The sequence below is a fragment of the Embleya sp. NBC_00888 genome, from assembly GCF_045207655.1.
Classification (GTDB): domain Bacteria; phylum Actinomycetota; class Actinomycetes; order Streptomycetales; family Streptomycetaceae; genus Embleya.
Genome location: NZ_CP108785.1, coordinates 1,702,396 through 1,727,917, shown reverse-complemented (window position 1 = coordinate 1,727,917; position 25,522 = coordinate 1,702,396). Strand labels below are relative to the sequence as shown.

The following is a 25,522-nucleotide window of genomic DNA, read 5'->3' as shown; positions in this document are numbered from 1 at the left end:
GGCGCAAGTGGTGCCCTGGAGGCAGGAGTTCGCCATGTACGACGTGATCGTCGTGGGTGCCCGCTGCGCCGGCGCGCCGACGGCCATGCTGTTCGCCCGCGCCGGATACCGCGTCCTGATGCTGGAACGGGCCCGATTTCCCCGCGACACGCTCTCCACCCTCTACATCCATCAGCCGGGCAGCGCACTGCTCGACGCGTGGGGCCTGCTGGACCGCGTCACGGCCACCGGTTGCCCGCCGATCACTGCCGCGACACACCGGATGGGAGAGGTGACCCTGGCGGGGGCGCCGACGCCGATCGGGGGAATCGGTGCGGCCTACGCGCCGCGCCGGTATCTGCTCGACAACATCCTCGCCGAGGCCGCGGCCGCCGCCGGAGTCGAGTTCCGCGAGCGGTGCCGGGTCACGGACGTGGTCTTCGACGGTGACCGGGCCGTGGGCGTGCGATGGCGCGCCGGGGCGAGCACCGGTACCGACGCCGCCACGCTCGTCGTGGGCGCGGACGGCATGCGGTCCGTCGTGGCGGATTCCGTACAGGCCCCGGTGACGCGCGAGAACCCGGTGCTGAGCTGCGTCTACTACGGCTACTGGGAAGGCGTGTCCGCGGACCGGTTCGAGGCGTACGCCGTGCGCGGACACTGGGTGGGCTGCGTCCCGACCAACGACGGACGCACGCTGATCGGGGTCTATCGCCCACAGGCCGCGTACCCGGCGCTGCGGGCCCGCCCGGAGGCGGGCTATCTCGAGGGTCTGGCCGCCGCGGCGCCCGAACTGCACGACCGGGCCCGGGCCGGCACCCGGGTGGAGCGGCTCTTCGGCTGCGGTGCGCAACTCAACTTCTTTCGCCGCGCGTTCGGCCCGGGGTGGGCGCTGGTCGGCGACGCCGGGCACCACAAGGACTCCATCACCGCGGACGGCATCACCGCGGCCTTTCGTCAGGCCGCCCTGCTCACCGCCTGCGTGGGCACCGACCTGCACGACGAACCGCTGCTGCGGGCGGCGTTGCGGCGCTTCGCCCGACACCGCGACCGGCTGCTCGCCGACCGCTACACCGACGCCCTCGCGCTGGCCCGGCTGCGCCCCGACCGCGGGCAGGGCCGGCTGGCGGCGGTCGCGGACGATCCCGCGCTGACCCAGCGCTTCCTCGACCGGGCGGCCGGTCCCGCCCCGGACATGACGGACGTACTACAGGAGGGTCGGGTACGCATATGACCACCGGCTTCGGCATCGCCTTCCCCGGGCAGGGCACCAAGGCGGCGGCGCTCACCGCGGCCCTGCACGCCCACCACCGGCACGCGCTCGTGGCCCGACTGCTGGGCACCTTCGACGCGGCCGACCCGGACGCCTTGGACCTGACCGACACCGCCGTCAACCAACCCGCCACCTGCGCCGTGGGCATCGCCGCCGTCGAGGCGGCATTCGGGCCGGCCGCCCGTCCACCCGTGGCGGTCGGACACAGCCTCGGCGAACTCACCGCCGCCGCGTGCGCCGGGTTCCTGGACGCGCACGACGCGTTCGATCTGGCGGTCGCCCGCGGCGCGTTGTGCCGTGCGCAGAACCTGCGCCGGCCCGGGGCGATGGTCGCGGTGGTGGGCGCCGGACCGGCCGACGTCGAGTGGCTGCGCCGCCGCGTGCTGGCCGAGCGCGGCGGCATCCTGGAGATCGCCGGCCTCAACAGCGCGCGCCAGGTCGTACTGTCCGGCGACCCCGCGGCCGTGCGCGAGACCGCGCGGCTGGCCGCCGAACTGTGCCTGCGCGCCGAACCGTTGCCCATCGCCGGGGGTTTCCACAGTCCGCTCATGATGGACGCGGTCCCGCGCTGGCGCAGCCGACTGGAGGCCGTGGACTTCCGCCCGGGCACCGCACGGTTCGTCTCGGCGATCGACGCGCGGGAGCACACCGACCCCGAGGAGGTCCGCGAACGGCTGGCACAAGGGCTCGTGCTCCCGGTCCGCTGGCGCGAGGCGATGCACGCGGTCCGCGACCTCGGGGTCCCCGGACTGATCGACGCGGGACCCGGGGACACGCTGCTCCGACTCGGGCGCAGGGACCGGTCGACGCCCTTCGTCGGCATCGGCGAGCCGGCCGCGCCGACGACGGCACACGAGCGGGCACGGCCGCGGACGTCCCCGCAGCCCCCGTCACACCCGCGCACACAGTCTCGGATGCCCCTCGGCCACGATCACCGGACCGACCGCTCGCCCGATCCGGCGCCACTCGACACGCCCATCCGCCGTCGACGCTCGGGAGGCGTCACATGATCCGCGAAGAGATCCCCGCCCCCGCCTCCGCCCGAACCGGACCCGCGACGCGCGGCGCGGATCCGCGCGCGGACGTGCTGCTCGACCCGGACATCGTCCCGGCCGCGCCCGCCCCGTCCGCGCCGCGCCGGTCCGGATCCGACCGCCGCGTGCTGCTCACCGGCGCGACCGGCTTCCTCGGCGCCTTCCTCCTGCGCGAACTCCTGGACCGCACCGACGACGACGTGTGGTGCCTGGTCCGCGCCGACACCCCCCAGCACGCGCGACACCGCCTCCAGGAGACGATGCGGCGCTACCTGTTGTGGGACGCCGACACGGCCGCCCGGATCGTCCCGATCACGGGCGACCTGACTCGACCCCGCCTCGGGCTGGCTCCGCGACAATGGTCGCGACTCGCCGAACGCGTCGACGTCATCCAGCACAGCGGGGCGCGGGTCAGTCACGTCGCAGGCTACGAACCGCTTCGCGACGCCAACGTACGAGGCACCGCGGAAGTACTGCGGCTGGCCTGCGCGGACCATGTGAAACCGGTGCACTTCGTCTCCACCGCGGCGCTGTCCACCGATCCCGTCGACCCGGCCGGGCAACCCCCGCCGCCCGGGACGCCGGCAGCGGGTTACGTGACGAGCAAGTGGGTCGCGGAGCGCCTGGTGCTCCAGGCCGGCGAGCGGGGTGTGCCGGTCGCGCTCTACCGCCCCGGGCGGATCAGCGGCCACTCGATCACCGGCGCCTGCCAACTCGACGACGCCATCTGGAACCTCGTGCGCGCGGTCGTGCTCCTCGGAGCGGCTCCCGACGTCACCGTCGCGCAGGTGTCCTTCACGCCCGTGGACCACGTGGCCCGCGCCATCGTGCGCGGGCAGGCCGCGAACCGGCCCGTGGCGCCCGTGCGTTACCTGGTGAACTCCTCCGGGATGCCGCTGCGCGAACTGTTCGGGCACGTGGCGAATCGGTTCCCGATCGACACGGTGCCGCCCGACGTGTGGCTCACCCGCCTGTGGGACGCGCGGCACGGGTACGACGGCGCCCTCACCAGGGCAAGCCTGCTGCTGGCCTCCTACCGGGCGCTGCTCGGCGGAGCCGCCCGCCCGCCCATCGGTGACGCCGGGGTCGCCCCGGACGGTGCGGGCGACGCCGACATCGCGAGCCCGCCGATCGACGGCGGGCTGATCAACGCCCATCTCGACTACTTCGAGTCCGTGGGTTTCCTGCCGTCCGCCGCCACACAATCCCCTGCATAATGGGCAACCGAATTTTCGGAAACAGTCGGGACGGCGGTCTTTTCCGACGGAGCCGGCTCGGTCGACACTCGAATCCTATCGTCGGCATAAAGAAACACCGATGCCGGAGCGAACAACCCTCACACGGCCTTGACGCGCGCCTCCCTAGTCTTATCGAGACACGATCCACGGGGAGCTCGACCATGGTCCAACCGTTCGCATTAACGATTCCTCCGGCCATTCTCATCGTCAGTGACACCCCGGAGTATTCCTCCGACGGGACGCAACTCTTTCCGGGGCTGCGCACCACGATCGGCACGGTCGCCGGCCGCCGACCCGAATGGCTTCGGGTCGGGCCGGCCGGCCGCGACGCCGTGCCCCGCGAGCTGCTGCGCGCCTCGGCCGCGCGTGCCCACGCGCTGGTGCTGCTGACCGCGGTGCGCAACAACTCCTGCTCCGGCGAGATCAAACTCGCCCTGGACCATCTCGACGGCGGCCCGGTGCGGCGCAAACCGGTGGGCCTGGTCTCGGTGAGCGCCGCCCGCGACACCCACGCGGTGGACCATCTCCGGATCGTGCTGGCCGCGTTGGACGCGGTGGTCATCCCCAGCGCGCTGACCGTGCCGGGCTACCCGGCCGCCGCCTCGCCGCCCGAGACGCGGGCGGCCGCGACGCCGCACGGCACGCTGAGCGGCTTCGTCGAGGAACTCCTGTGGTTCACCGGCCGATTGCGCGCGGACGCGCCCGGCGCACCCACGCCTGTCGAACGCCCCGGGGGCGACCCGGTGGCCGAGCAGGTCGACACCGCCGTGGCCTTCATCCGGGAAAGATTCGCCGACAACGAACTGACACTCGGACTGGCCGCCCGGGCCGCGCACATGAGCAAATACCACTTCTCCCGGACCTTCAAAAAGCGGACCGGTCACAGATTCATAGATTTCGTCACGGAGCTGCGTATGGAACTCGCCCGTTCACTGCTGATGGAAAGCAACCTGCCGGTCGCCGATATCTGCGTCCAGGTCGGATATCGGGACCTCAGTCATTTCCAGCGCACTTTCAAGGCGACCTACTCGCTGTCGCCCTCCGTGTTCCGCTCGGCGGCACAGGCCGGATTCACGCCGAGCGGCATCGGAGCAGTCGAAACCACGGATATCGCGGCACGCCAACCCGTCCTGTGCGCGCCGGGTGAAGGGAGCCGACATTGACCGGCCCGGCGGTGCCGCACTACCTGTGCGGCCGATGGCACACACCCGCCGACTCCGGGACCACGCGCCGACACGCGGTGCACGGACACGAGGTCTTCCGGGTCACCACGACCGCGATCGACGCCGCCCCGGTGTTCGGGTACGCCCGCTCGGTGGGCATCCCCGCGCTGCGCGGCACCGACTTCGCCGAGCGGGCCCGGCGGACCAACCGGCTGGCACGCCATCTCGCGGGCCACCGCGAGGAGTTCGTCCGCCTCCTCGCCCACCTGGGCGACTCGCCGAACGACGCCGCACGCGACATCGACAGCGGGCTGGAGACGATGCGGTACCGCGCCGCGGCGCTCACCCGGCGACTGGCCGACGCCGGCGCGACGGCGGACGGCCGGCTCCTGGCGACAGACGGAGCCGATCCGCCCTTCGGGGTACGGGGTACGGCGACCCGGTCCGTCCTCGACCGGCCGCCCGGCGTCGCGGTGCAGATCAGCGGCTTCAGCCTGCCCGTGACCACCATGCTCGGTGCCTTCGCCCACGCGTTCCTCGCGGGCACGCCCGTCATCGTCCGGCCGTCGCACCGCACCGCCCAGGTGGTGGCCCACCTGGTGCGACGGATCACCGAGTGCGACAAAATCCCGGACGGAGCACTCCAGTTCGTGTCCGGACCCACCTGCCTGGCCGACCACCTCACCGCCCACGACCTGCTCTCCTTCACCGGAACATCGGCCACCGCCCGACGACTGCGCGGTCGGATCGCGACGCTTGCCGCCGCGCCGCACGAGGACTACGCCACGGACGCCCTGGACTGCGCGGTACTGGGCGCCGACGCCGCACCGGGCACGGCGGCCTTCGCGCTGTTCGTGGACCGACTGGTGGCCGCCATGACGGCGCACGCGGGTCAGACGCGGGCGGCGGTGCGCCGCGCCTTCGTACCGGCGCCGCTCCTGGACGCGGTGGCGGACGCGGCCGCCGCCGCCCTGGACGAGATCCGACCGGGTGACCCCTTCACCACCGGAGCGGGCATGGGGCCGCTGATCGACTCGCCCCATCGACACCGCGTCCTGGCGGGTGTCGCCCGACTGCGCGGGGCCACCCGCACGATCCGCGGGACGCCGGGCCGGATCGCCGCGATGGCCGACGAGCGGCGGCTCGGCGCGTTCATGCCGCCGGTGCTGTTGGCCGCCGCCGACCCGGGACGACGCGAGGTGCACGAGGTGGAGGCGTTCGGGCCGGTCGCCACGCTCGTTCCGTACCGCTCGTCGGCCGACATCCGCGACGCGCTCGCCCTCGGCGGCCGTGACCTGCACGGCTGGGTGGTCACCGAGGACCCCGCGACGGCCCGAGACCTGGTCCGCGGGCTGACCCCCACGCACAGCCGCGTCGAGATCGTCGACCCGCGGGATCCGTATGCCGGCCGAAGCGATCCGGACGACACCGAACCCCTTCGCCCGCTCCACCGCCACCTGAACACCACGAACGTTCGGGCCTCGCCTCGGCATCTGGCGGCGGTCACCGGTCGATGGGAACCGGGCGCCGCACGCGCGCACGGCCCGACACATCCCCTGCGCCGATACCTGAGCGACCTGCGCGCCGGCGACGCCGTGACGGTCGGCCCGCGCACGGTCACCCGGGCCGACATCGACCGCTTCGCCGAACTCACCGGCGATCACTACTACCTGCACACCGACGACGCCACCGCGACCAGGCACCCGCTCTATCGCGGGATCGTCGCCCACGGCTACCTGGTGCTGTCGCTCGCGGCCGGCATGTTCGTGCCGCCCGAACCCGGGCCCGTACTGGCCAACCGCGCACTGGAGAACCTGCGCTTCCTGGCCCCGGTACGGCCGGACGACGCTTTGACCGTCACCCTGACCGCCCGGCGGATCACCGCACGCCCCGGTGCCCGCCACGGCGAAGTGCGCTGGCATGTCGAGGTCGTCAACCAGGACGCCCGGCCCGTCGCGGACTTCGACCTGATCACCCTGACCGCCGACCGGCCCACCGACGCCGGGGACAAGGACGTGACGCATGCGCGCCACCACCATTCACGGCCCCTATGACATCCGCGTCGAGGACGTCCCCGACCCGCGCGTACAGCGGCCCGGCGACGCGGTGGTCCAGGTCCTGCGCGCCTGCGTGTGCGGCAGTGACCTGTGGGCCTACCGGGGCGAGTCCGCCCGCACGCCCGGACAGCGCATCGGGCACGAATTCCTGGGCACCGTGGTGGACACCGGCTCCCACGTGCGCGCGGTGCGCCCCGGCGACCTGGTCATCGCCCCGTTCACCTGGTCCGACGGGGCCTGCGTCTTCTGCGCGGAGCGCCTGCCCACCTCCTGCGCCAACGGCGGAATGTGGGGCGCGGTCGGGTCCGACGGCGGCCAGGGCGAGGGCGTCCGGGTTCCGTACGCCGACAGCACCCTGGTCAAGGTGCCCACCGAGGCGGCCTCGGACGACCGGCTGCTCGGCGCGCTGCTCGCACTGACGGACGTCATGGGCACCGGCTACCACGCGGCGGTGAGCGCCGGCGCACGGCCGGGTGCGACCGTCGCCGTGGTGGGCGACGGCGCGGTCGGGCTGTGCGCCGTCCTGGCCGCCCGCATGCTGGGCGCGGAGCACGTCATCGCGCTGGGCCGACACGCGTCCCGCCTGCGCCTCGCCCGCGACTTCGGCGCCGCCACCACCATCACCGAACGCGGCGAGGCGGCCGTGACGGCGGTACGCGAGAGGACGGGCGGCCACGGCGTGCACGCCGCGATCGAGGCCGTGGGCAGCGAGGAGGCGATGCGTACCGCCATCGGCGTCACCCGCCCCGGCGGCGCCATCGGCTGGGTCGGCGCACCGCACGGAAGCGACCGCGGACTGGACGTCGGCGCCCTGTTCATGCACAACCTCACCCTGCGCGGCGGCATCGCCCCCGTCCGGTCCTACCTCCCCGACCTGTTGCCGCGCGTGCTCGACGGCACACTCGACCCCTCGGCGGTGTTCGACCGCACGATCCCCCTCGCGTCGATCGCCGACGGATACCGCGCCATGGACGACCGCAGCGCCCTGAAGGTCCTGATCACCCCCTGAAGACCCGGGATCCGTCCGCCTGTTCCCCCCACCGCGGGTGCCCCGCGCACCCCACCCACACGCACGACCGTGACCCAACGAAAGGCCGTGAGCCGCATGCAGATCATCCACCGGGACGACCTCGAGGCGATCACCTCCGTGGTCGTCGACGAATCCGTGCACGACATCGGACTGTTGAAGGACTTCCATCGCCATCCCGCACTCAAGGAGTTCATCCCCGACCTCGCGCGGGTCTCGATGAGTTGGGTACGGCTGCTGCCCGACCAGGCGCAGGCCGTGCACCGGCATCCCGTCAAGAGCATGGTCGTCGCGGCGGTCGGATCCGGGCGAACGCTCGGCGAAGTCCGGCAGGAGATCGGGCCGGGCGACATCGTGCTGCTCCCGCCGGGCGACGACCACGGCTTCGTGGGCACCGGACCGGCCGGGTTCTGGGCCCTGTCGATCCAGTTCGAGGGCGCCGGACTGTACGAGAACACCGAGTCCCCGCGGGTGAGCTACCTCGCCGATCGGCACGAGGTGGCGGCCGTGCGCGCGGCGAACGAACGGCACATGGCCGGATACCGGGACAGCGCCCTGATCCGCCTCGTCGCACACCCCGACGCCACCACCGGGGAATCGCGCCAACGCGCGCTGGACCACCTGCAACAGTGGTCCGACGGCTTCCAGCGCGTGATCGCCGCCCGCGTCGCCGGGGAGATCGACACGCCCTCGCGTCGGCTCGCCGAGGAACACCTGGCCGAGGAACTCGGCCACAACACGCTGCTGGGCGGCATGCGGGCCGGCCGCGTGGCCCGCCGTGATCCGGTCGTCGCCGCGGCGTCCTCGTGGTTCGTGGACCGCATGACCTCGTCGAGCACCGTCGACCGCATCGTGCTGGCGCATCTGGTGCTGGAAGGCAGCGGTCTGGTGTTCCACAACGCCGGACTGACCAGCTTCGCGGGCAGCCGCTACTTCGAACTCCACGACGGCGCCGACGTCGAACACCTGGAGGCGGGTTATGCGGCGCTGGCCGACCGCGACGACTGGTCCGTGGAGCGGGTCGAGGAAACCCTGCGCGAGGGCTGGGAGATGATCACCCTGTTCTCCGACCGGGTGGCCGAGCGGGCGCACAACGGTTGACCCACGGCGTGGGTGCCGGCCGAGGGGTGGCCGGGTGTGCCGAACGGCCCGCGCGGACCGATGCGTTCGACCGCGCGGGCCGTCCGTCCCGAGGTGGGGTCACCACGGGTCCTTCGGGTTCCAGATCAGGGGCGGCGTGTTCGTGAGGATGCGTCGGATGATCGCCATCATGGGTGTTCACCTCCTCCCGGATGCGGGTGATCCGGTGACGGAACGGGTGGTGCGGCTCAGGGTGAACGGCTGCGGAGCCGCCGCGTTGGTCACGACCGGACGGGTGTCCCCGTCGACGACGGTCAGTCGCGCGTCGCCGGCCAGGGCGGCCACCGCGTCGGTGGCCATGGTCTGGGCGATCGCCGCGCCGGCGCAGATGAACGGACCCGCGCTGAACGGCAGATAGGGGCCGCGCTCGTCCGGGCGCGCCCAGCGTTCGGGCCGGAACGCGTCGGGACGACTCCAGTGTCGTTCGTCGTGGTGCAGGAGATAGGGGCTGACCGACAGGATCGCGCCGGGGCGCAACGCGACACCGCCGAATTCGACGGGATCCGGGATCGGGCGGCCGACCATCCAGACGAACGGGCGATGCCGCGCGGCCTCGCGCACGATCCACTCGGTGGGCCACGGCCACGGCGCGCCCGGCGCGCTGTGCAGGCCGGCCAACAGTACGGTCCAGGCCACGGTGTAGCCGACGTTCCCCACGATCGACCGGAACAGCAGCACGTACAGTTCGGCCACGGTCGGGTCGTCGGTGTCCTCGGGGCACGCGCCGACGACGGCGTCGAGCAGGTCTCGCGGCGCGTCGGGATCGCCGCCCGCCACGCGGCGTTGCCCGATGTGCTCGATCAGTGCCGCGAACAGCCGCGGACGCAGCAGCTCCACGCGTACGCGCTCGCGCATCAGGGGCGAGCGGATCAGCAGGCCCGCGCCCACGGACCGGGTCAGCAGGTGTCGCAACTCGGGGTCCGCGGCGGGGTGGAGCAGCAGGTCGGCGGTGCACCGATGGATCAGCGCGGGGCCGGTCTCGGGCCACCGTCCGGCCGCGGGCAGTTCGGCCACCGCCTCGGCCAGGTTCTCCCGGTACTCCGGTAATCGTGGTCGCAGGATGTTCCGGACCGCGTGCCCGAGGGCGATCTGGGCCGGTCGTGAGGGCAGCAGGTCACCGTAGAAGGTGGACAGTCCCGCGTTGAACTCCGGGTCGCGCAACACCGCGAGCGCCAACTCCGGGTCGCCCACGCACCAACCGCCCCAGGGGAGCGGGAAGACCCCGGCCGAACGACGGCGGGAGAGGTCCTCGAGAAACCCCAGCGGATCCTGTCTGAACCGACGCGGAACTCTCCTGCCCATCGAGCGGTCCCCCTCGGGCACCTGTCGAGCACGGACACGTCCCGCCCCACGGAACACGGACAGCGACCTCACGTCAGTATCGTGTGACCGCAACGCCCGGGCAAGGCATCGACACCGTCGATTCACCGCCCCGCGAGTCGGTCGATGATCGCCGCGCGAACGGCTGCGGGCTACGATCCGCCGCCCCCGGCCCCGACGGGTTGCGGGATCGGCTCCCTCTCGTGGGATGTGGTCTCCCGCGCGCGTCGGCGACGTCGTCGGCGGCGATGCACGACGAGCGACACGAGAACGGCGAGCAGCAGCGCGGACGCTCCCACCACGACCCATGGCACGGCCCGCACCTCGGTGCGCGCGTGGGCGACCGGGCCGGTCTCCGCCGGGCCGGCGGGTACCGGCATCGGGTGCACCGCGAGGTCGACATCGAGCCGGAACGCCTGGGTCACGCCGTCCAGGCGCACGGTTCGCGTCAAGGCGGCGCCGGGCAGCAACTCCGGTAGCGGGTCGAGCCGTTGGTGCCGCGTGGTGACGCCCCAGGGGCCGCGAACGGTCAGCTCGGGACGGGCGCCGAGGCGGACGTTGCCGGTGTTGCGCACCGTGTAGGTGACGGTCAGGCCGCCACCGAAGGGGTCGGGCGAGGTGCGCACCCGCGCGCTCAGCCCGCCGGTGCCCAGCGCGGGGCGCAGCGGGCCGTCGACCCGCAGGTACACGCGGGTGCCCACACGTCGGTCGACCAGCACTCGACTGCCGGCCGCGTCCTGTCCGGGGGTGGCCACGGAGGCGACGACACCGCCGGTGTGGTCGCCGGGGGACGCGTCGTCCGGGACGGAGAGTTCGAAGGGCACGTCGCTGCGCGAGCGCGGCGGCACGGTGATCCTGGTCTGCTTGAGGCGGATCCACGAGCCGACGTCGGCGGACGGGCGTCCGGCCGCGAGCAGGTCGAAGCCGCCGGCCGCGGTGGTGAAGGCGTCCTGGGCGTACAGATCCACGGTCAGGGGCGCGTCACCGGCGTTCGTGACGGCGACGTAGTCGATCTGCCGGGCACCGGGCGCGAGCGCGTAGCGGAAGAACGGGCGGTCGTCCGGCCCCTGTTCGGTCGACGGCTGTACGGACCAGGTGGTGGGAGCGGGCGCGGGTTCGGCCGCGACGGTGGGCGTGGCGCACGACAACACGAGGCAGGCGCCGGCGGCGACGAGCGCGGCGAGCACCCGGTGGAGGCGATGACGGGGGTGGGGCATGAAGGATTCCTTCGCGGCCCGGACCGGGCGGGGTCGGTGACGTCGGGTCCGGGTGGGCGCGGGGTACGGGGGTGGCCCGTACTCCGCGCCGCCGGGGTGTCCGCTGTCGACACCGTCCCTCGCGCGGACGCGGGGGACGGTGTCACGTCAGCGGATCATCGGAAGCGGATCAGTGGATCCGCGGAGCAGCGGGTGCTCAGATCGCGGTGACCGTGAGGGTCGCGCTGTAGGTGCCGGGCGCGGTCGTGGTGGCCAGGTTCAGGCTCAGGTCGGCGCCGAGCACGGCGGTGCCGCGACCGTGGCCGGCCACCGCCCGGCCCAGGGTGCGTGCGGTCTTGACGCCGCCGTCGGCCGCGGGCGTCACCGGCAGGCCCGCGGTCACCTGCTGACCGTCGCCGGCCTTGACGACCTTCGGGGTCCAGCCCAGGGCCGAGCCGTCGAAGCCGGCGCCGCCCGCGGCGGCGAAGTCGGTGACCTGGCCGCTGACGTTCCAGCCCGGGTCGGCCGTACGCAGGTCGGTGACCTGCACGGTGTTCAGCGCACCGGAACTGGCCAACCGGTCGCCCGCGGGGGTCAGTTCGGGCGCGGGCAGGGTGACCGTGCCGCCGTCGACGGTCATGGTCAGTCCGCCGGTGTTCTTGACGGTGGTGGTGATCACCTGGTTGCCGGAGAGCGGGTCGCCGCCGCCCGGGTTCGTGGCGCCGCTCGTGGTGAGGGAGACCTGATCGATGGCCCAGAAGCGGCTGTTGGTGCCGGTGTAGCGGAACCGGATCTGCGCGGTCTTTGCGCCCGCCGGGACGTCGAGCGTCAGGCGCTCGACCTGGTTGGTGTTCGCGCGGTAGGACTTGATCGGCTTGGGCGCGCCGCCGTCCCAGGACACGTACACGTCGCCGGTCTGTGGGCCGTCGACCTGGTAGTCGCCGACGTAGCTCAGCTCCGCCTTGGCCTTGCCCTCGACCGGGTAGGCCGGGGAGACCAGGGTCGAGTCGAACTGCCCGGCGGCGTGCGCCTTGTCGTCCCACTCGTCGGAGTCGGCGACGGCGAACACGTTGCGGCTGCGCACGTTGCCCTCGCGGGCCTGGGCGTTGCCCTCGGCGCGGGTGAAGAACTCGTCGGTGGTGAAGGACCAGCCGCGCCACTCGGTCACGCCGCCGGTGGGCATCGCCGAGTTGTCGATCGACCAGCCCTGTGGCGTGGTGTGGGTGAAGCCCTTGACGCCGACCGGGATGCCGGTCTCGTCGACGCGCTCGGACAGGGTCGGGCGCAGCGTGTCGAAGGCGTCCGGCTCGATCTCGTCGATCGGCTGCCCGTCCAGGCCCCACGCCGGGTCGATCCGCACACCCTCGTGCTTGAGCACGGTGGGCGCGATGTCGACGAGGCGCACGTCGTCGCGCACGGTGCCGGCGGGTATGCCCCCACCGTTCGCGATGACGAAGGTCCGGCGCTCCTGCGGGGTGTCGCCGCCGTGGCCGCCGGAGTCGGTGTGGCCGTGGTCGGTGGTGACCATGATCAGCCAGTCCTCCTGGGCGTAGGTCGCCCGACCGCGCAGCGCGTCGAGGACCCTGCCGACCCGGGTGTCGGCCTCGTGTACGGCCTTCGCGTACTCGGCGCTGGTGCCACCGTTGTTGTGGCCGGCCCCGTCGACCGCGTCCAGGTGCATGAACGCGACGTCGGGGTTGCCGGTGGACAGGTACTGCGCGGTGTCGGCGGTGGCGAGGTCGTCGTTCTCGTCGGTGGACACGCGCACGTCGACCTTCGGCGAGAAGATCTTCGACGAGATCGGTTCCCACGCGCCGACCACGAGGGTGGAGGCGGCCGGTTGGGCGGTCTCCAGGCGGGTCGCGAAGTCGGGGTACTTGTCGTACTGCGATCCGGCGAACGAGTTGTCGTGCACGCCGTGCTTGTCCGGCCACACGCCGGTGGCGATGGTGGACCAGCCGGGTCCGGAGACGGTGGGTGCGAACGGCTGGGCGTACAGGTTGCTCGACGCGGTCACGCCGCCGGCCATCAGGGCCTTGAGGTTGGGCGCGTCGCCGCTCTGCAGCTTGTCGAAGCGCAGCCCGTCGATGCCGATGACCAGCGTCTTGGCCTTCTTGGTGCCGCCGGGCAGCGACGGCAGGGTGTCGGCCGCGGCCGGCGAGGCGGCGAGCGCGGCGCCGGCCAGGGCGAGCGGAACGGCGACCGCGGCGACCGCGGCGGCGGCGATTCCGCGTTTGGCTCGGTTGGATCCGTACACTTCGATAACTCCCTCGGTGGATGAACCGGAGTGGGGTCGGGCCGCGGCGGGGGCAATCCGCCGCAGGCCCGCCGGGCCGACCGCGTTCGCGCGGTCGGCCCGGCTGTCTCTTGTCGCGTACCACGTACCTGCGTACCGCGGGTGGAGCAGGTGTCGCGTGCCGAGCTCCCGGACGTACGGCCCGAGTTGCCTGTCGTTGCGGGCCGCCGCGCGAGTGTGTGCGCAACCACCATGCAACGGGTCGGGGATCGGCCATCCACGAATGGCCGTCGATCGGCTGAACAACGAGAGAACTTCCGGTCCGAACCCGTTATCGTTCCGTGACATTCACGGTCGGGAGCGAGGTCAGCAGGGGATGTCCAGATCGATGGTGACCGGGTTCGACGGCCACTGGTAGGACGCCACGGCGAAGCTGCCGTGGATGGTCGAACCGCAGGTGACGCTGCCGCCCACGCCGGAGACCTGGATCGTGGTGCTCTGGAAGATCGCGTTCTGGGTCACCGCGCCGAGCGAGACGCCGGCGACGTTGCCGGACAGCTGCAGGATCAGCGGCTTCGGCTGCGGCAGCGGACTGCCCGGCGAAGGAGGTCCCGCCAGACCGACCTGGCCGAAGAGTCGCACGTTCTCGCCGGTGATCTCCGCGCAGACCTTGGTCGCCAGGCCGGACTGCAGGCCGTACGTGCAGGTCACGGTGGGCGGAACGGGATCGGCGGTCGCGATCGGCGCGGCGGCGAGGATGCTCGAGCCGGCTATGCCCAGCGCTGCGATGGCCTGGATGCACTTCATGGGAAACCTCCGGTGTCGTGACGCCCGACGTCGGGCGTAGCTTTATGAGGTGTGACATTGCACATCTCACATGGCACATCCTGACACGAGAACGAGCGGCTCATCGACCATCGAGGGTGGATGCCACCGTGATCTGCGTTACACGCAGAGTCCGACGGCTATGACTTTGAGTCACAGCCGGCCGAATCATCACTCGCGACCGAGCACCGGCAGGCTCGGGTCGCGGCGCAGCGCATCCAGGACGGCGCGCACCGCCGCACGAGGCGGTGAGCCGTGGCGGATCGCCGCCGTGATCGTGCGCGTCTGGGGATTCGCGAGTTCCCTGGTGGCGACGCGATAGCGGCGGTCGACCGCCAATCCGGGCAACAACGCGATCGACAGCCCGGCCTCGACGTGCTGCAACGTCATCATGTAGTTGCTGAACCGGCACACCACGCGCGGCTCGAACCTCGCCTGCCGACACAGGCGCAAGGCGAGATTCGCCATGTACGACTGCGGGATGTCGAACGCCCACGGCTCGTCCGCGTAGGCCGCGAGGTCCACCGGCCCGCGTCCGGCCGCGGGATGCTCGGGCGGGACCACCAGCAGGACCGGGTCGGTGGCCAGCGGCACGAGGTCGAGATCCGGCCCCAGGGGCAGTTCGTCGAAGTCCGTGGTCGTGATGATGATGTCCGCGTCACCACTTCGCAGCGCGGGCATGCTCGCGTGCGGCTCCAACTCCAGCAGTTCGACGTCCAGGTGCGGATGCTCGCGCGCCAGACGGGTCACCGCGGGCACCGCCATGGTGTGGATCGCGCTCTGGAACGCCCCCAACCGCACCAGCCCGGCGGGTTCCTCGCCGAACCCGCGCAACTCGGCCTCGACGCTGTCCATGTGATCGAGGATCGCCTGCGCCCGCCGCGCCAGGATCAGCCCGGCCGAGGTCAGCCGCACCCGTCGTCCGGTGCGTTCCAGCAATTGGGTGCGCGTCTCCGCCTCCAGCACGGCGAGCTGCTGGGACACGCTGGACGGGCTCAGGTTGGTGGCCTGGGCGACCGCCCGGATGGTGCCCAGCGTGTCCAGTCGGCTCAGCAGGCGCAGTCTCCAAGGGTTCATCACGCCCCCATTGTCGGCATCCTTGTGCGGTTTTATCGAACAGGACGGACGGAATTGTGAGATGGACGTGTCGCTCGAACGCGACCTACCGTCGTGGACATGGCTGCTTCGACCACCACCCCGCCGTCCACCGAAACCTTCTGGGCCGACGCCCGGCGCCATCTCGTCCGCTACGGCGGCGAGTTCACCCACGAGATCATCGACCACGCCGCCGGGAGCTTCGTCTTCACCGCGGACGGCCGGAAGATCCTGGACTTCACCTCCGGCCAGATGAGCGCGATCCTGGGCCACTCGCACCCGGAGATCGTCGCGACCGTCCGGCGCCAGGTGGCGACCCTGGACCACCTCTACAGCGGCATGCTCAGCCGCCCGGTGGTCGACCTCGCCCGACGGCTGGCCGCCACGTTGCCCGCGCCGCTGGAGAAGGCGCTGCTGCTGACGACCGGTGCCGAGTCGAACGAGGCCGCGATCCGGATGGCCAAGCTCGTCACCGGCAGGTACGAGATCGTCTCCTTCGCCCGATCCTGGCACGGCATGACCCAGGCCGCCGCCTCCGCCACCTACAGCGCGGGCCGCAAGGGGTACGGTCCGGGCGCGCCCGGGAACTTCGCCATCCCGGTCCCGAACGCCTACCGGCCCGACTTCACCACGGCCGACGGCGCACTGGACTGGCGCCGGCAGTTGGATACGGCCTTCGACCTGATCGACGCGCAGTCGACCGGCAGTCTGGCCGCGTGCCTGGTCGAACCCATCCTCAGCTCGGGCGGCATCATCGAGCCGCCGCCCGGGTACTTCGCGGCCCTGCGGGACAAATGCCGGGAACGCGGCATGTTGTTGATCCTCGACGAGGCCCAGACCGGTCTGTGTCGCACCGGGTCCTGGTACGCGTTCGAGCGTGACAGCGTCGTCCCCGACATCCTCACGCTGTCCAAGACGCTCGGCGCGGGACTGCCGCTCGCCGCCGTGGTCACCAGTGCCGAGATCGAGCAGGAGGCGTACGATCGCGGGTTCCTGTTCTTCACCACGCATGTCGCCGACCCGCTGCCGGCCGCGGTCGGCAACACCGTGCTGGACGTCCTGATCGCCGACCGGCTCGACGAGCGCGCGCGAACGCTCGGCGCGTTCCTGCGGCAGGGCCTGGCGGACATCGCCGCGCGTCACGCGGTCGTCGGCGACATTCGCGGCCGGGGCCTGCTGGCCGGGCTCGAACTCGTCGTCGACCGCGAGACGAAACAAAGCTCGGACGCGTTGGGCGCGCGGGTCACCCGGCGCTGCCTGGAACTGGGCCTGCACATGAACATCGTGCAGCTCCCGGGCATGGGCGGGGTCTTCCGGATCGCGCCGCCGCTGACGGCGACCGAGGACGAGCTCGCGCTCGGCCTGACGATCCTGGACGAGGCGATCGGCGACGCCTGCGCCACGCGCTGAGCACACCGACTCGGCGGGCCCGGTGGCGAACGGCCGCGTGCCGTTCGACGCCGGCCGAACGAAGGCCGTGCGAAGGGGAGTTCGTCAGCCGGCCGGGCCGGCGAACGCACCGAAGGCGAGGCGGGCGAAGCGTTCGCCGATGCGCAGGTGGGTGGCCGAGTCCGGGTGCAGGTCGTCGGGCAGCGGCAGTTCGGCGTGATCCGCCTCGCCGTAGAGCTCGAGGCCGTCCAGATAGTGCAGGTTCGGGTCGGTGGCCGCGCGCTGCCGAACGATCCGGGCCAACTCGTCCCGGATCACGGTCAGGGTCAGCTTCCCGGCGGCGGTCTGCGCGGGATCGCCGGTGGCGACGAAGCGCAGACGCCCCTCGCTCATCGCGCCGAGGTCCGCGGCGCTGGGTCCCGGGGTGGTCTCGTGGATGGGGCAGTGGATCGGCGAGACCACCAGCAGTGGGGTGGTGGGATGCCCTTCACGGATCGTGTCGAGGAAACCGTGGACGGCCGGAACGAAGGCACGCAACCGCATCGCGTCGGTGTTGACGATGTTGATGCCGACCTTGACGCTGATCAGGTCCGCCTCGGTGTCGCGCATGGCGCGGGCGGTGAAGGGATCGAGCAGGGCGCTGCCGCCGAAGCCCAGATTGATCAACTCCACCTTGCCCAGAGCCGCCGCTCGGGCGGGCCAGGTCCCGGTCGGGGTGCGGGCGTTGGAGCCGTGACTGATCGAACTGCCGTGGTGCAGCCAGACCTTGCGGCCGCCGGCCGGTGACGGGTGTACGGGGGCGTTGGTACGCAGGGCCACCAGCAGGGTGCTCTCGTCGTGCGGCAGCCAGATCTCGACGTCCTTCTCGTCGCCCGGCAGCTCGGTGAAGCGCAGTGTCCGCACCGGCCCGGTTCGGGTCTGTACGGTTCCGGAGGCCGGGTCGATGGTGAGCGTGTCGCCGTCGGTCGCGCCGGCCCGACCCGCGAGCCGCCCGTCGACGAGCAGCTCGTACACCCCGTCCGGGCGCGGCGGCGCTCCGACGTAGACCCGTTTGGTGGCCACGACGTCCAGTTCGACGGCGGTGGCCCGGGTGCGCAGGGCCAGCCGTACGCCGGAGGGCTGCGACTGCGCCATGGCGAGCTGATCGTCGGGGATCTGCTCCCGGGCGCGCGCGGGCAGCCGGTGGGGCAGGACGCCGCGTTCGGTGTGCTCCACGTCGAGTGCGCCGCGCAGGAGTTCGGCGGTGATGGGGGTGGTGGTCCAGTCGTCCTCGGGGTGGATGCGCTCGGTGCTCATCTGCTCGGTGCTCGTTTCCTCGGTGCCCATGTCCTCGTCTCTCCGATCAGGGCGTCGGCCGGCGGTGGGGTCGGTGGATGGGGCGGGTCGCTCAGGAGTCGGTGGGCCAGGTGCGCAGCAGCGCGTCGAGCGCGTTGAGGATCTCGGTCCAGCTCTCCTGCGAGTCGGGGGCGCTGTGATCGAAGCCGCCCGCGCTCTCCAGCCCGACGTAGCCGCTGAAGACGCTGCCCAACAGCCGCACCGCGTGGGTCTGCCGGGGTTCGGCCAGGTCGTATCCGCGCAGGATCGCCCGCATCATCCGCGCGTGCCGGACGCCGGCACCGGCGGCCGCGGTCTCCGGGTCGAGCCGGAACCGGGCGGCCTCGAAGCGGCCCGGGTGCGCGAGGGCGTAGTCGCGGTAGACGTTCGCGAACGCGGTCAGGGCGTCCTTGCCGGCTCGTCCGGCCACCGCGGTGGAGGCCAGGTCGGCGAGTTCCTCCAGGGCGAGCAGGGCGATCCTGGTCTTGAGGTCGTGGGCGTTCCGGACGTGCGAGTACAGGCTCGCGGTCTTGACGCCGAACCGACGGGCGAGCTCGGCGGGGGTCGCGTGCTCGAAGCCGATCTCGTCGGCCAGCTCCGCCCCCGCCCGCACCAGACGCTCCGTGGTCAGCCCCACCCGTGTCATGCCCATCCTCCGATTCCTTTTCCAAGATTGCCTGCAAGGATTATGCACATGCCTAATTGGATTAGGCAATCTGGTGTGTCTCTTAGGATCGCCGGTTCTCGGCACGTCCAGGGGAGCCATCACGCACGTCGGCGGTCCGTCGGCCTCGGAGGCATCGCGGTCCGGACCGGGACGGATGGGCGGTGGTCGGCCCCGGCGGGCGTCGGTCGGCCATTCGGCGTAGCTCGACGCGCGGGTGGGTCGACCGTGCTGGTCGACTGATCCGGCACCCCGACAACATCCCGCAGTGGAGGCCGACATGGCGATCGTCGTGATTCTCGAAATGCCCGGTATGACCCAAGCGATGTACGAGGCGAGTGCGGACAAGGTGACCGGCGGTCGTGGCCCGGCCAAGGAGCCCGCGGACTGGCCGGTGCCGGGCCTCATCTCGCACACCTCCGCCGCGACCCCCGAAGGCTGGTTCGTCGCCGACGTGTGGGAGTCCGAGGAAGCGTTCGAGCGGTTCAGCGAGATCATCATCCCGATCCTGCGCGACCTCGGCGTTCCGGACGTGCAGCCGCGGATCTACCCGGTATTCACCGTGGTGACCCCGTAGACCCTTTGTCCGGTTCGGCTCGCCTGCCCGTTCGCCGTGGGCGCGGGCAGGCAGGACCTCGACGGGCCCGGTCGAGTGAATCCGGCGCGCCGTCGAGGGTGGCCGCGCCTGAACCCGGTGAAGGGCACCGCGGGGGCCGTGGCCGGGGGGCTACTCGGGTTCGGGGGGAGTGCGCGCCGGCACGGTGAGTTCGGCCCGGATGCCGCCGCCCGGCCGCGGGGTCAGGGTCAGGGTGGCGTCGTGGGCGAGGGCCACGGCGTCGGCGATCGCCAGGCCCAGGCCGGTACCGCCACCGTGCAGTCGGTCGCGGGGGCCGCGTCGGAAGGGTTCGCGGAGTTCGGCCAGGCGGGACGCGCCGATCTCGTCACCGCTGTTCTCGACGACGAGGCGACCGGCCGAGCCGGTGACCCGCAGGTATCCGCCCCTGTTGTGGTCGACGGCGTTGCGGATCAGGTTGTCCACCAGGAGTTCGAGCAGAACGGGATCGCCGTGGACGGGGTCCGGTTCCAGTGCCCGGGACACCACGATGCCGCGTCGGTCGATCGCGGCGGCCGATCGTACGAGGGCCTCGCGGGCGAGCACGTCCAGACGCACGGGCGCGATCGTGGTGCTGCCGTTCTCACTCCGGGCGAGATCCAGGAGCCCGTCGACCAGGCGCTGTTGCCGGTCGAGTTGCCCGCGCAACGCATCGGCCAACTCGACCGATTCGTCGTGCTCGCGGCATGGGACCGCCGGCAATCGGGCGGGTGCGGCCACGTCGACGAGGGTGCGCATGGTGGTGATCGGCCCGCGCAACTCGTGCGAGGCGTTGGCGGCGAAGCGATGCTGAGCGGCGAAGGACTGCTCCAGCCGGGCCAGCATCGCGTTGAACGTCTCGGCCAACTCCCGCATCTCGTCGTGCGGACCCGCCACGGGTATGCGTCGGTGCAACTCGTACCGGGACAGTCGCCGGGCGGCGCCGGACACGGCACGCACCGGCCGAAGCACACGACCGGCCATCAACCACCCCAGGCCGGCCGACACGAGGGTCATGCCGGCCACCCCGGCTCCGGCCGTGATCACAAGCCGTTCGCGCAACTCGCGCCTGGCGTCCTGCTTGGCCCGGACCGCCAGCCGGGCGGGGTCCACCGGCTTTGGCACGTAGGACACGCTCTGCCGAGTGCCGGCCGTGGCGGAGTGGCCGGGGGCGAACGCCGTGCCGATGACGACGGCGCTGAGTACCGCTCCCGAGAGCGCGAACAGTGTCGCGTACACCAGGCTCAACCTGGTGCGCGCGGTGATCCGGGGGCCGCGTTTGCCGACGGTGCCGGTCATGCCACGCGATATCCGGCGCCGACGACGGTGACGATCACTGCCGGCGGGCCGAGTTTGCGGCGAAGGGTGGCCACGGTCGTACGCATGCTGTTGGTGAAGGGGTCCGCGTGCTCGTCCCACGCACGGTCGAGCAGTTCCTCGGCGCTGACCACCGCGCCGTCCGCGCCGAGCAGAACATGCAGCACCATGAATTCCTTCGGTGACAACCGGACGAAGCGCCCGTCGCGCAGCACGACACGCTGGGCCGGATCCAGGCTGATCCCGGCTCGCTCCAGCACGGGTGGGCGTGCGGGCGTCGACCGCCGCAGGAGCGCGTGCACCCGGGCGACCAACTCCTCGAAGGCGAAAGGCTTGGCCAGGTAGTCGTCCGCGCCCCGGTTGAGCCCGTCGACCCGGTCGCGCAGGCCGGCGGAGGCGGTCAGCATGAGGATGCGGGTGCTGCCGGTGCCACCGGCCACGAGTCGGCGGCACACCTCGTCCCCGTGCACCTCCGGCAGATCGCGGTCGAGCACGACCACGTCGTAGCGGGTCACCGCGGCGCGCAGCAGCGCCTGGGTCCCGTCCAACGCGACGTCGACGCTGAACGCGTGACGGCGCAAGCCGCGCGCGAGCGCGTGGGCCAACACGTCGTCGTCCTCGACAACCAGAACACGCATGCGGCGCACCATAACCACCGGGACATAAACAGGACTTCAACACGCACGCACATCTTCCGTTGACGCCCCGACGTGCAGGCTCCTCCACGTCCACCGGCCGTCACCGGCCCTGCGGCACCGACATCGGCCACTCGGTATCGGCCGTCGCCGGTCCCGGTGACGGTCGACGTACCGCGATACGAGGAGACGAGATGCGACGAGCGAGGAACCCGGGGCACATCGGAAGGCGAGCGTGGTCCGGACGGGCCTGCACCGCGGCCGCGATCGCGGTGATCGCGATGACGGCGACCGGTTGTGTCGGCGGAGGCGGCGACGGGTCGCGTGGGAACTCCGGGCCGGGCGCGTCCACCGGTCCGGGCGACGTGCGCTCCGCCGCCGTGTACTTCGGCACCTGCATGCGCGAGCGTGGATACGACCTCAAGGACCCGGAGTTCGACGACCAGGGGCTGCCTCGGATCGACGAGCAGGGCAAACGCGGCGAACCGCAATACGAGAAGGCACGCCAGGAGTGCCGCAAGCCACTGGACGCCGCCGTGCAGGCCCAGGGCGTCCAGGGCAAGAACTCCGCGGATCTCCTGCCGTTCACCCGCTGCATGCGCGAGCACGGCGTCGACCTCCCCGACCCGACCCCGGAGCAGGGGAACGCCCTGCGTCTGGACAAGCAGACGATGAGCTCACCGGCGTGGACGACCTCCCTGGACGCCTGCCGCGGCCAACTCCCGCCCGCCTACGCGGGAATGTTCGACAACCTGGGGGCCAAGTGAGCTCCCACGAAGCCTCGGCCCCACGCCGCCGTCGTCGTCTCGGTCGGATGTGCGCCGTCGTGGTCGCCGCGTCCGCCGTCGGCGGCGTCGCGTGGTTCCTGATCCTGGGACAGGAACGCGGCACCGACGATCCCCCCGCGCGCGTTGCCCGCACGTCGCCCACGAAGACCGTCGCGCGAGGCGACCTGGTCGCCACGTTCCAGACCAACGGACGACTCGGCTACTCCGGCTCCCACCGGATCGTCGGCGGCCGGGCCGGAACCGTGACATGGGTGCCGCGCCCGGGGCAGGTGATCGAGCGCGGGCAGCCCGTGTACGCCCTCGACCAACGCCCGGTGCCGCTGATGTTCGGCGGCGTGCCCTTCTATCGGGCCCTCGAACCGGGATCCGAGGGCGCCGACGTGCGACAACTGGAGGAGAACCTCCTCGCCCTGGGATTCACGACGGCGGACGAACTGCGGGTGGACGACGCCTACACGAGCACCACCGCCCGTGTCCTCACCCGCTGGCAACACGCGTTGGGTGTCGACGAGACGGGGTCGCTGGCCGCGGGCGACGCGGTGGTCGCTCCGGGCGCGCTCCGGGTGGGCGCGGTGGAACCGCTCGTGGGCCAAAGGACCGAGCCGGGACGGGCCGTGCTCGCCGGCACCGGCACCGGGCACAGCGTCCGCGTCGACGTCCCGGTGGAGCAGCGGTCCTTCGTGCGCGAGGGGCAGACGGTGTCGATTCTGTTGCCCGGCAGTCGTACGGTGCCAGGACGCGTCGAGGTCGTCGGCACGGCCGCCGATCCGGTGCCGTCGGGCACCGGCGACGGCGCGTCGTCCGCGAACCGGCCGGGCACGTCCGGCTGCCAGGGCGCGACCTGCGGCGGGCAGGTCACGGTCGAGATCGCGGTGACCGCGAGCGAGGCCGAACTGGGCGGCCTCACCGAGGGATCGGCGTCGGTCACCTTCGCGGCCGATACCCGACGCGACGTGCTCAGCGTTCCGGTGGAGGCGTTGACCGCGAGCCCCGAGGGCGGTTTCCTGGTCACCGTCGTGGACGCGAGCGGACCGCGATCCGTGCCGGTGCGGACGGGGCTGTTCACCTCCGGACGGGTGGAGGTGTCGGGCCCGGGCATCGACGTCGGAATCCGAGTGCAGGTGCCGACACCGTGAACACATCCGCACCCGCACCCGTGCTCGAACTGGTCGGCGTAACCCGCCGGCACGGTGACCTGGAGATCCTGCACGCGGTGGATCTGACCCTGCACGCCGGCGAACTCGTCGCCATCGTGGGCCCCTCGGGCTCCGGCAAGACCACGATGTTGCAGATCATGGGCACACTCGACCGGCCGACCTCGGGCACCGTGCGCGTGGACGGCCGCGACGTCACGCGCATGAGGGACCGGGACCTGTCGGCCCTGCGCGCCCACCGGATCGGCTTCGTCTTCCAACAGTTCTTCCTCACCCAGGCCCTCAGCGCCCTGGACAACGTCGCGACCGGACTGCTGTACACCGGCCTGCCCGCGCGACAACGCCGCGCACGTGCCGCCGAGGCCCTGGAACGGGTCGGCCTCGGCCACCGCGCCGCGCACCGACCCGGCCAACTCTCCGGCGGCGAATGCCAGCGCGTCGCCATCGCCCGGGCCCTGGTGGGCACGCCCGCGCTGCTCCTCGCCGACGAACCGACCGGCAACCTGGACAGCAAGGCCGGCTCCGAGATCGTCGCGCTGCTGCACACCCTGCACGGTGAGGGCGTCACCATCGCCGTGATCACCCACGACGCGGATCTCGCCGCCCGACTGCCGCGTCGGTTGCGGATCCGGGACGGAGCGGTCGAGGCGGACGAACGCGACCGAGCCGGTGGGGGAGTGCGCCCGTGACACGGAACGCGACACGACTCCCCAAGGCCCGCGTACGAACCGCCGACATCCTTCCGCTGGGCCTGATCGGCATGCGCGGCAGACCCGTGCGGGCGGTGCTCTCCGGTCTGGGTATCGCGCTGGGGATCGCCTGCGTGGTGGCGGTGTTGGGGATCTCGGCATCCAGCCAGGCGCGGCTGCTCGCCCGGATCGACGCGCTGGGCACCAACCTGCTCACCGTACAGCCCGGCCGCACCGTGACCGGCGACCAGTCCGGCCTCCCGGCCGGCGCGCCCGCGATGATCGCGCGCCTGCCCGGCGTACGCGAAGTGGCGTACATCGGGGCGGTAGACGGGGCGATCTACCGCAACGACCACATCGCCGCGGCGGCCACCGGCGGCCTGACCATTCGAGCAGCCGCCCTCAACCTTCCCGCCACCCTGCAACTGAGTGTGGTCTCGGGTACGTGGCTCAACCCGGCCACGGAGCGATACCCGACCGCAGTGCTGGGCGCGGTCGCCGCCCGCCGACTCGGTGTCACCGAGGCCCGCGACGGTCCGCAGGTGTATCTGGCCGGCCAGTGGTTCACCGTCGTCGGAGTGCTCGCCCCCTCCGCCCTGGACCCCACGCTCGACGCCTCGGCGATGGTCGGGTTTCCGGTGGCCGTCGAACGCCTGGGCTCGCCGGGGCAACCGACCAAGATCTACGAGCGCTCGGACGACGACGCGGTCACCACGCTCGTCGGGCAACTGCCGCCGACGGCCGACCCCGCCGAGCCGAGCGCGGTCACCGTCAGCCGACCCTCCGACGCCCTGGTGGCCCGAGCCGCCGCGCAGAGCGTGCACACGAGCCTGTTCATCGGACTGGGCGCGGTGGCGCTGATCGTGGGCAGCGTGGGCATCGCCAACGTGATGGTGATCGGAGTGCTGGAACGGCGCGGTGAGATCGGCCTGCGCAGATCACTGGGAGCCACCCGCCGTCATGTGCGCACCCAGTTCATGACCGAATCGGTACTCATGTCCCTCGCGGGAGGTTGCGCGGGAGCCCTGCTCGGTGCCGCCGGCACGGCGGGCTACGCGGTCTACCGGGCGTGGCCGGTGGTCGTTCCCGGAACCGCCGTGATCGGCAGCCTGGCGGCAAGCCTGCTCGCCGGCACCGTCGCGGGCATCTACCCGGCGGTTCGCGCGGCCCGAATGTCCCCGACGGAGGCACTCCGCGCCGTGTGACCGAGCACCACTCGGCCCCGGGCCCACACCGCGGCACGAGCCGACCGGGTCGGGCGCCGACCTGCCGGGGGCGAGGGGTGGGGCCGAGGGGGTGGACCGGTGCGCCCGCGCGTGCGGGCGGGGGCGCACCGGTGTGCTTTCGGGCCGGTTCGGTCAGGGGCGTCGGGTCATGGGCGGGTGCGGAACCGGGGG

General features: G+C 72.2%; 22 protein-coding genes. 13 read left to right on the top strand and 9 right to left on the bottom strand.

Annotation, left to right across the window (positions count from 1 at the left end; all coding sequences use genetic code 11):
• Positions 1–34 precede the first annotated feature (34 nt).
• From OG948_RS41860 to OG948_RS41830, 7 genes are all read left to right on the top strand, one after another.
• The gene (locus OG948_RS41860) at positions 35–1,213 is read left to right on the top strand and encodes an NAD(P)/FAD-dependent oxidoreductase (protein WP_331770217.1); all 1,179 of its coding nucleotides are present in this window, start codon (positions 35–37) and stop codon (positions 1,211–1,213) included.
• Positions 1,210–2,262, top strand: a complete 1,053-nt coding sequence (locus OG948_RS41855) for an ACP S-malonyltransferase (protein WP_331770216.1) — start codon at positions 1,210–1,212, stop codon at positions 2,260–2,262. The genes OG948_RS41860 and OG948_RS41855 overlap by 4 nt, the downstream gene beginning before the upstream one ends.
• On the top strand, positions 2,259–3,503 hold the full coding sequence (locus OG948_RS41850) for a thioester reductase domain-containing protein (protein ID WP_331770215.1): 1,245 nt from the start codon (positions 2,259–2,261) through the stop codon (positions 3,501–3,503). The genes OG948_RS41855 and OG948_RS41850 overlap by 4 nt, the downstream gene beginning before the upstream one ends.
• 182 nt (positions 3,504–3,685) lie before the next feature.
• On the top strand, positions 3,686–4,687 hold the full coding sequence (locus OG948_RS41845; protein ID WP_331770214.1) for a helix-turn-helix domain-containing protein: 1,002 nt from the start codon (positions 3,686–3,688) through the stop codon (positions 4,685–4,687).
• The gene (locus OG948_RS41840) at positions 4,684–6,741 is read left to right on the top strand and encodes an aldehyde dehydrogenase family protein (protein WP_331770213.1); all 2,058 of its coding nucleotides are present in this window, start codon (positions 4,684–4,686) and stop codon (positions 6,739–6,741) included. Before OG948_RS41845 ends, OG948_RS41840 begins: the two co-directional genes overlap by 4 nt.
• On the top strand, positions 6,710–7,753 hold the full coding sequence (locus OG948_RS41835; RefSeq protein ID WP_331770212.1) for a zinc-dependent alcohol dehydrogenase family protein: 1,044 nt from the start codon (positions 6,710–6,712) through the stop codon (positions 7,751–7,753). Before OG948_RS41840 ends, OG948_RS41835 begins: the two co-directional genes overlap by 32 nt.
• 87 nt (positions 7,754–7,840) lie before the next feature.
• A complete protein-coding gene (locus OG948_RS41830) occupies positions 7,841–8,872 on the top strand; it encodes a hypothetical protein (protein ID WP_331770211.1) in 1,032 nt (343 codons plus the stop codon).
• A 177-nt stretch (positions 8,873–9,049) separates the two neighbouring features.
• Here the strand turns inward: OG948_RS41830 and OG948_RS41825 are convergent, their stop codons facing one another.
• From OG948_RS41825 to OG948_RS41805, 5 genes are all read right to left on the bottom strand, one after another.
• A complete protein-coding gene (locus OG948_RS41825; RefSeq protein WP_331770210.1) occupies positions 9,050–10,213 on the bottom strand; it encodes a cytochrome P450 in 1,164 nt (387 codons plus the stop codon).
• A 170-nt stretch (positions 10,214–10,383) separates the two neighbouring features.
• Entirely contained in the window at positions 10,384–11,448 is a 1,065-nt protein-coding gene (locus OG948_RS41820) for a WxL protein peptidoglycan domain-containing protein (RefSeq protein ID WP_331770209.1), read from the bottom strand.
• A 196-nt stretch (positions 11,449–11,644) separates the two neighbouring features.
• Positions 11,645–13,684, bottom strand: coding sequence for an alkaline phosphatase family protein (locus tag OG948_RS41815; RefSeq protein ID WP_331770208.1), 2,040 nt, complete (start codon positions 13,682–13,684; stop codon positions 11,645–11,647).
• 345 nt (positions 13,685–14,029) lie between these two features.
• Positions 14,030–14,470 (bottom strand): hypothetical protein, encoded by a 441-nt coding sequence (locus OG948_RS41810; RefSeq protein ID WP_331770207.1) that lies wholly within the window; start codon positions 14,468–14,470, stop codon positions 14,030–14,032.
• Between the two features lie 189 nt (positions 14,471–14,659).
• The gene (locus tag OG948_RS41805; RefSeq protein ID WP_331770206.1) at positions 14,660–15,568 is read right to left on the bottom strand and encodes a LysR family transcriptional regulator; all 909 of its coding nucleotides are present in this window, start codon (positions 15,566–15,568) and stop codon (positions 14,660–14,662) included.
• 96 nt (positions 15,569–15,664) lie between these two features.
• Between OG948_RS41805 and OG948_RS41800 the strand changes: the two genes are divergently transcribed.
• Positions 15,665–16,993, top strand: coding sequence for an aspartate aminotransferase family protein (locus OG948_RS41800; RefSeq protein ID WP_331770205.1), 1,329 nt, complete (start codon positions 15,665–15,667; stop codon positions 16,991–16,993).
• Between the two features lie 84 nt (positions 16,994–17,077).
• Here the strand turns inward: OG948_RS41800 and OG948_RS41795 are convergent, their stop codons facing one another.
• Both OG948_RS41795 and OG948_RS41790 read right to left on the bottom strand, forming a co-directional pair.
• A complete protein-coding gene (locus OG948_RS41795) occupies positions 17,078–18,268 on the bottom strand; it encodes a GDSL-type esterase/lipase family protein (protein ID WP_331773480.1) in 1,191 nt (396 codons plus the stop codon).
• Between the two features lie 91 nt (positions 18,269–18,359).
• Complete coding sequence (locus tag OG948_RS41790; protein ID WP_331773479.1) at positions 18,360–18,932, bottom strand: WHG domain-containing protein; 573 nt, start codon at positions 18,930–18,932, stop codon at positions 18,360–18,362.
• Between the two features lie 298 nt (positions 18,933–19,230).
• On the opposite strand from OG948_RS41790, the gene OG948_RS41785 reads away from it, so the two are divergent.
• Complete coding sequence (locus OG948_RS41785; RefSeq protein WP_331770204.1) at positions 19,231–19,527, top strand: hypothetical protein; 297 nt, start codon at positions 19,231–19,233, stop codon at positions 19,525–19,527.
• A gap of 150 nt (positions 19,528–19,677) precedes the next feature.
• On the opposite strand, the gene OG948_RS41780 is transcribed toward OG948_RS41785, so the two are convergent.
• Both OG948_RS41780 and OG948_RS41775 read right to left on the bottom strand, forming a co-directional pair.
• Complete coding sequence (locus OG948_RS41780; RefSeq protein ID WP_331770203.1) at positions 19,678–20,841, bottom strand: HAMP domain-containing sensor histidine kinase; 1,164 nt, start codon at positions 20,839–20,841, stop codon at positions 19,678–19,680.
• Positions 20,838–21,497 (bottom strand): response regulator transcription factor, encoded by a 660-nt coding sequence (locus OG948_RS41775; protein ID WP_331770202.1) that lies wholly within the window; start codon positions 21,495–21,497, stop codon positions 20,838–20,840. Before OG948_RS41775 ends, OG948_RS41780 begins: the two co-directional genes overlap by 4 nt.
• 191 nt (positions 21,498–21,688) lie before the next feature.
• Between OG948_RS41775 and OG948_RS41770 the strand changes: the two genes are divergently transcribed.
• From OG948_RS41770 to OG948_RS41755, 4 genes are read left to right on the top strand one after another with little or no spacing between them, the layout of a single operon-like run.
• Positions 21,689–22,261 (top strand): hypothetical protein, encoded by a 573-nt coding sequence (locus OG948_RS41770; protein WP_331770201.1) that lies wholly within the window; start codon positions 21,689–21,691, stop codon positions 22,259–22,261.
• A 47-nt stretch (positions 22,262–22,308) separates the two neighbouring features.
• Positions 22,309–23,418 carry a peptidoglycan-binding protein gene (locus OG948_RS41765; protein ID WP_406300576.1) on the top strand — a complete coding sequence of 370 codons (1,110 nt, stop codon included), beginning with the start codon at positions 22,309–22,311 and terminating at the stop codon, positions 23,416–23,418.
• Complete coding sequence (locus OG948_RS41760; RefSeq protein ID WP_331770199.1) at positions 23,415–24,125, top strand: ABC transporter ATP-binding protein; 711 nt, start codon at positions 23,415–23,417, stop codon at positions 24,123–24,125. Before OG948_RS41765 ends, OG948_RS41760 begins: the two co-directional genes overlap by 4 nt.
• Complete coding sequence (locus OG948_RS41755; RefSeq protein WP_331770198.1) at positions 24,122–25,330, top strand: ABC transporter permease; 1,209 nt, start codon at positions 24,122–24,124, stop codon at positions 25,328–25,330. Before OG948_RS41760 ends, OG948_RS41755 begins: the two co-directional genes overlap by 4 nt.
• The last annotated feature ends 192 nt before the right edge of the window (positions 25,331–25,522 follow it).

Excerpts from the sequence above, each read along its gene's own strand:
- OG948_RS41835 (WP_331770212.1), top strand. The coding sequence starts at position 6,710 with ATGCGCGCCACCACCATTCACGGCCCCTATGACATCCGCGTCGAGGAC.
- OG948_RS41765 (WP_406300576.1), top strand. The coding sequence starts at position 22,309 with ATGTGCGCCGTCGTGGTCGCCGCGTCCGCCGTCGGCGGCGTCGCGTGG.
- OG948_RS41825 (WP_331770210.1), bottom strand. The coding sequence starts at position 10,213 with ATGGGCAGGAGAGTTCCGCGTCGGTTCAGACAGGATCCGCTGGGGTTT.
- OG948_RS41785 (WP_331770204.1), top strand. The coding sequence starts at position 19,231 with ATGGCGATCGTCGTGATTCTCGAAATGCCCGGTATGACCCAAGCGATG.
- OG948_RS41860 (WP_331770217.1), top strand. The coding sequence starts at position 35 with ATGTACGACGTGATCGTCGTGGGTGCCCGCTGCGCCGGCGCGCCGACG.
- OG948_RS41770 (WP_331770201.1), top strand. The coding sequence starts at position 21,689 with ATGCGACGAGCGAGGAACCCGGGGCACATCGGAAGGCGAGCGTGGTCC.
- OG948_RS41790 (WP_331773479.1), bottom strand. The coding sequence starts at position 18,932 with ATGACACGGGTGGGGCTGACCACGGAGCGTCTGGTGCGGGCGGGGGCG.
- OG948_RS41800 (WP_331770205.1), top strand. The coding sequence starts at position 15,665 with ATGGCTGCTTCGACCACCACCCCGCCGTCCACCGAAACCTTCTGGGCC.
- OG948_RS41775 (WP_331770202.1), bottom strand. The coding sequence starts at position 21,497 with ATGCGTGTTCTGGTTGTCGAGGACGACGACGTGTTGGCCCACGCGCTC.
- OG948_RS41795 (WP_331773480.1), bottom strand. The coding sequence starts at position 18,268 with ATGAGCACCGAGCGCATCCACCCCGAGGACGACTGGACCACCACCCCC.
- OG948_RS41855 (WP_331770216.1), top strand. The coding sequence starts at position 1,210 with ATGACCACCGGCTTCGGCATCGCCTTCCCCGGGCAGGGCACCAAGGCG.
- OG948_RS41850 (WP_331770215.1), top strand. The coding sequence starts at position 2,259 with ATGATCCGCGAAGAGATCCCCGCCCCCGCCTCCGCCCGAACCGGACCC.
- OG948_RS41780 (WP_331770203.1), bottom strand. The coding sequence starts at position 20,841 with ATGACCGGCACCGTCGGCAAACGCGGCCCCCGGATCACCGCGCGCACC.
- OG948_RS41845 (WP_331770214.1), top strand. The coding sequence starts at position 3,686 with ATGGTCCAACCGTTCGCATTAACGATTCCTCCGGCCATTCTCATCGTC.
- OG948_RS41820 (WP_331770209.1), bottom strand. The coding sequence starts at position 11,448 with ATGCCCCACCCCCGTCATCGCCTCCACCGGGTGCTCGCCGCGCTCGTC.
- OG948_RS41810 (WP_331770207.1), bottom strand. The coding sequence starts at position 14,470 with ATGAAGTGCATCCAGGCCATCGCAGCGCTGGGCATAGCCGGCTCGAGC.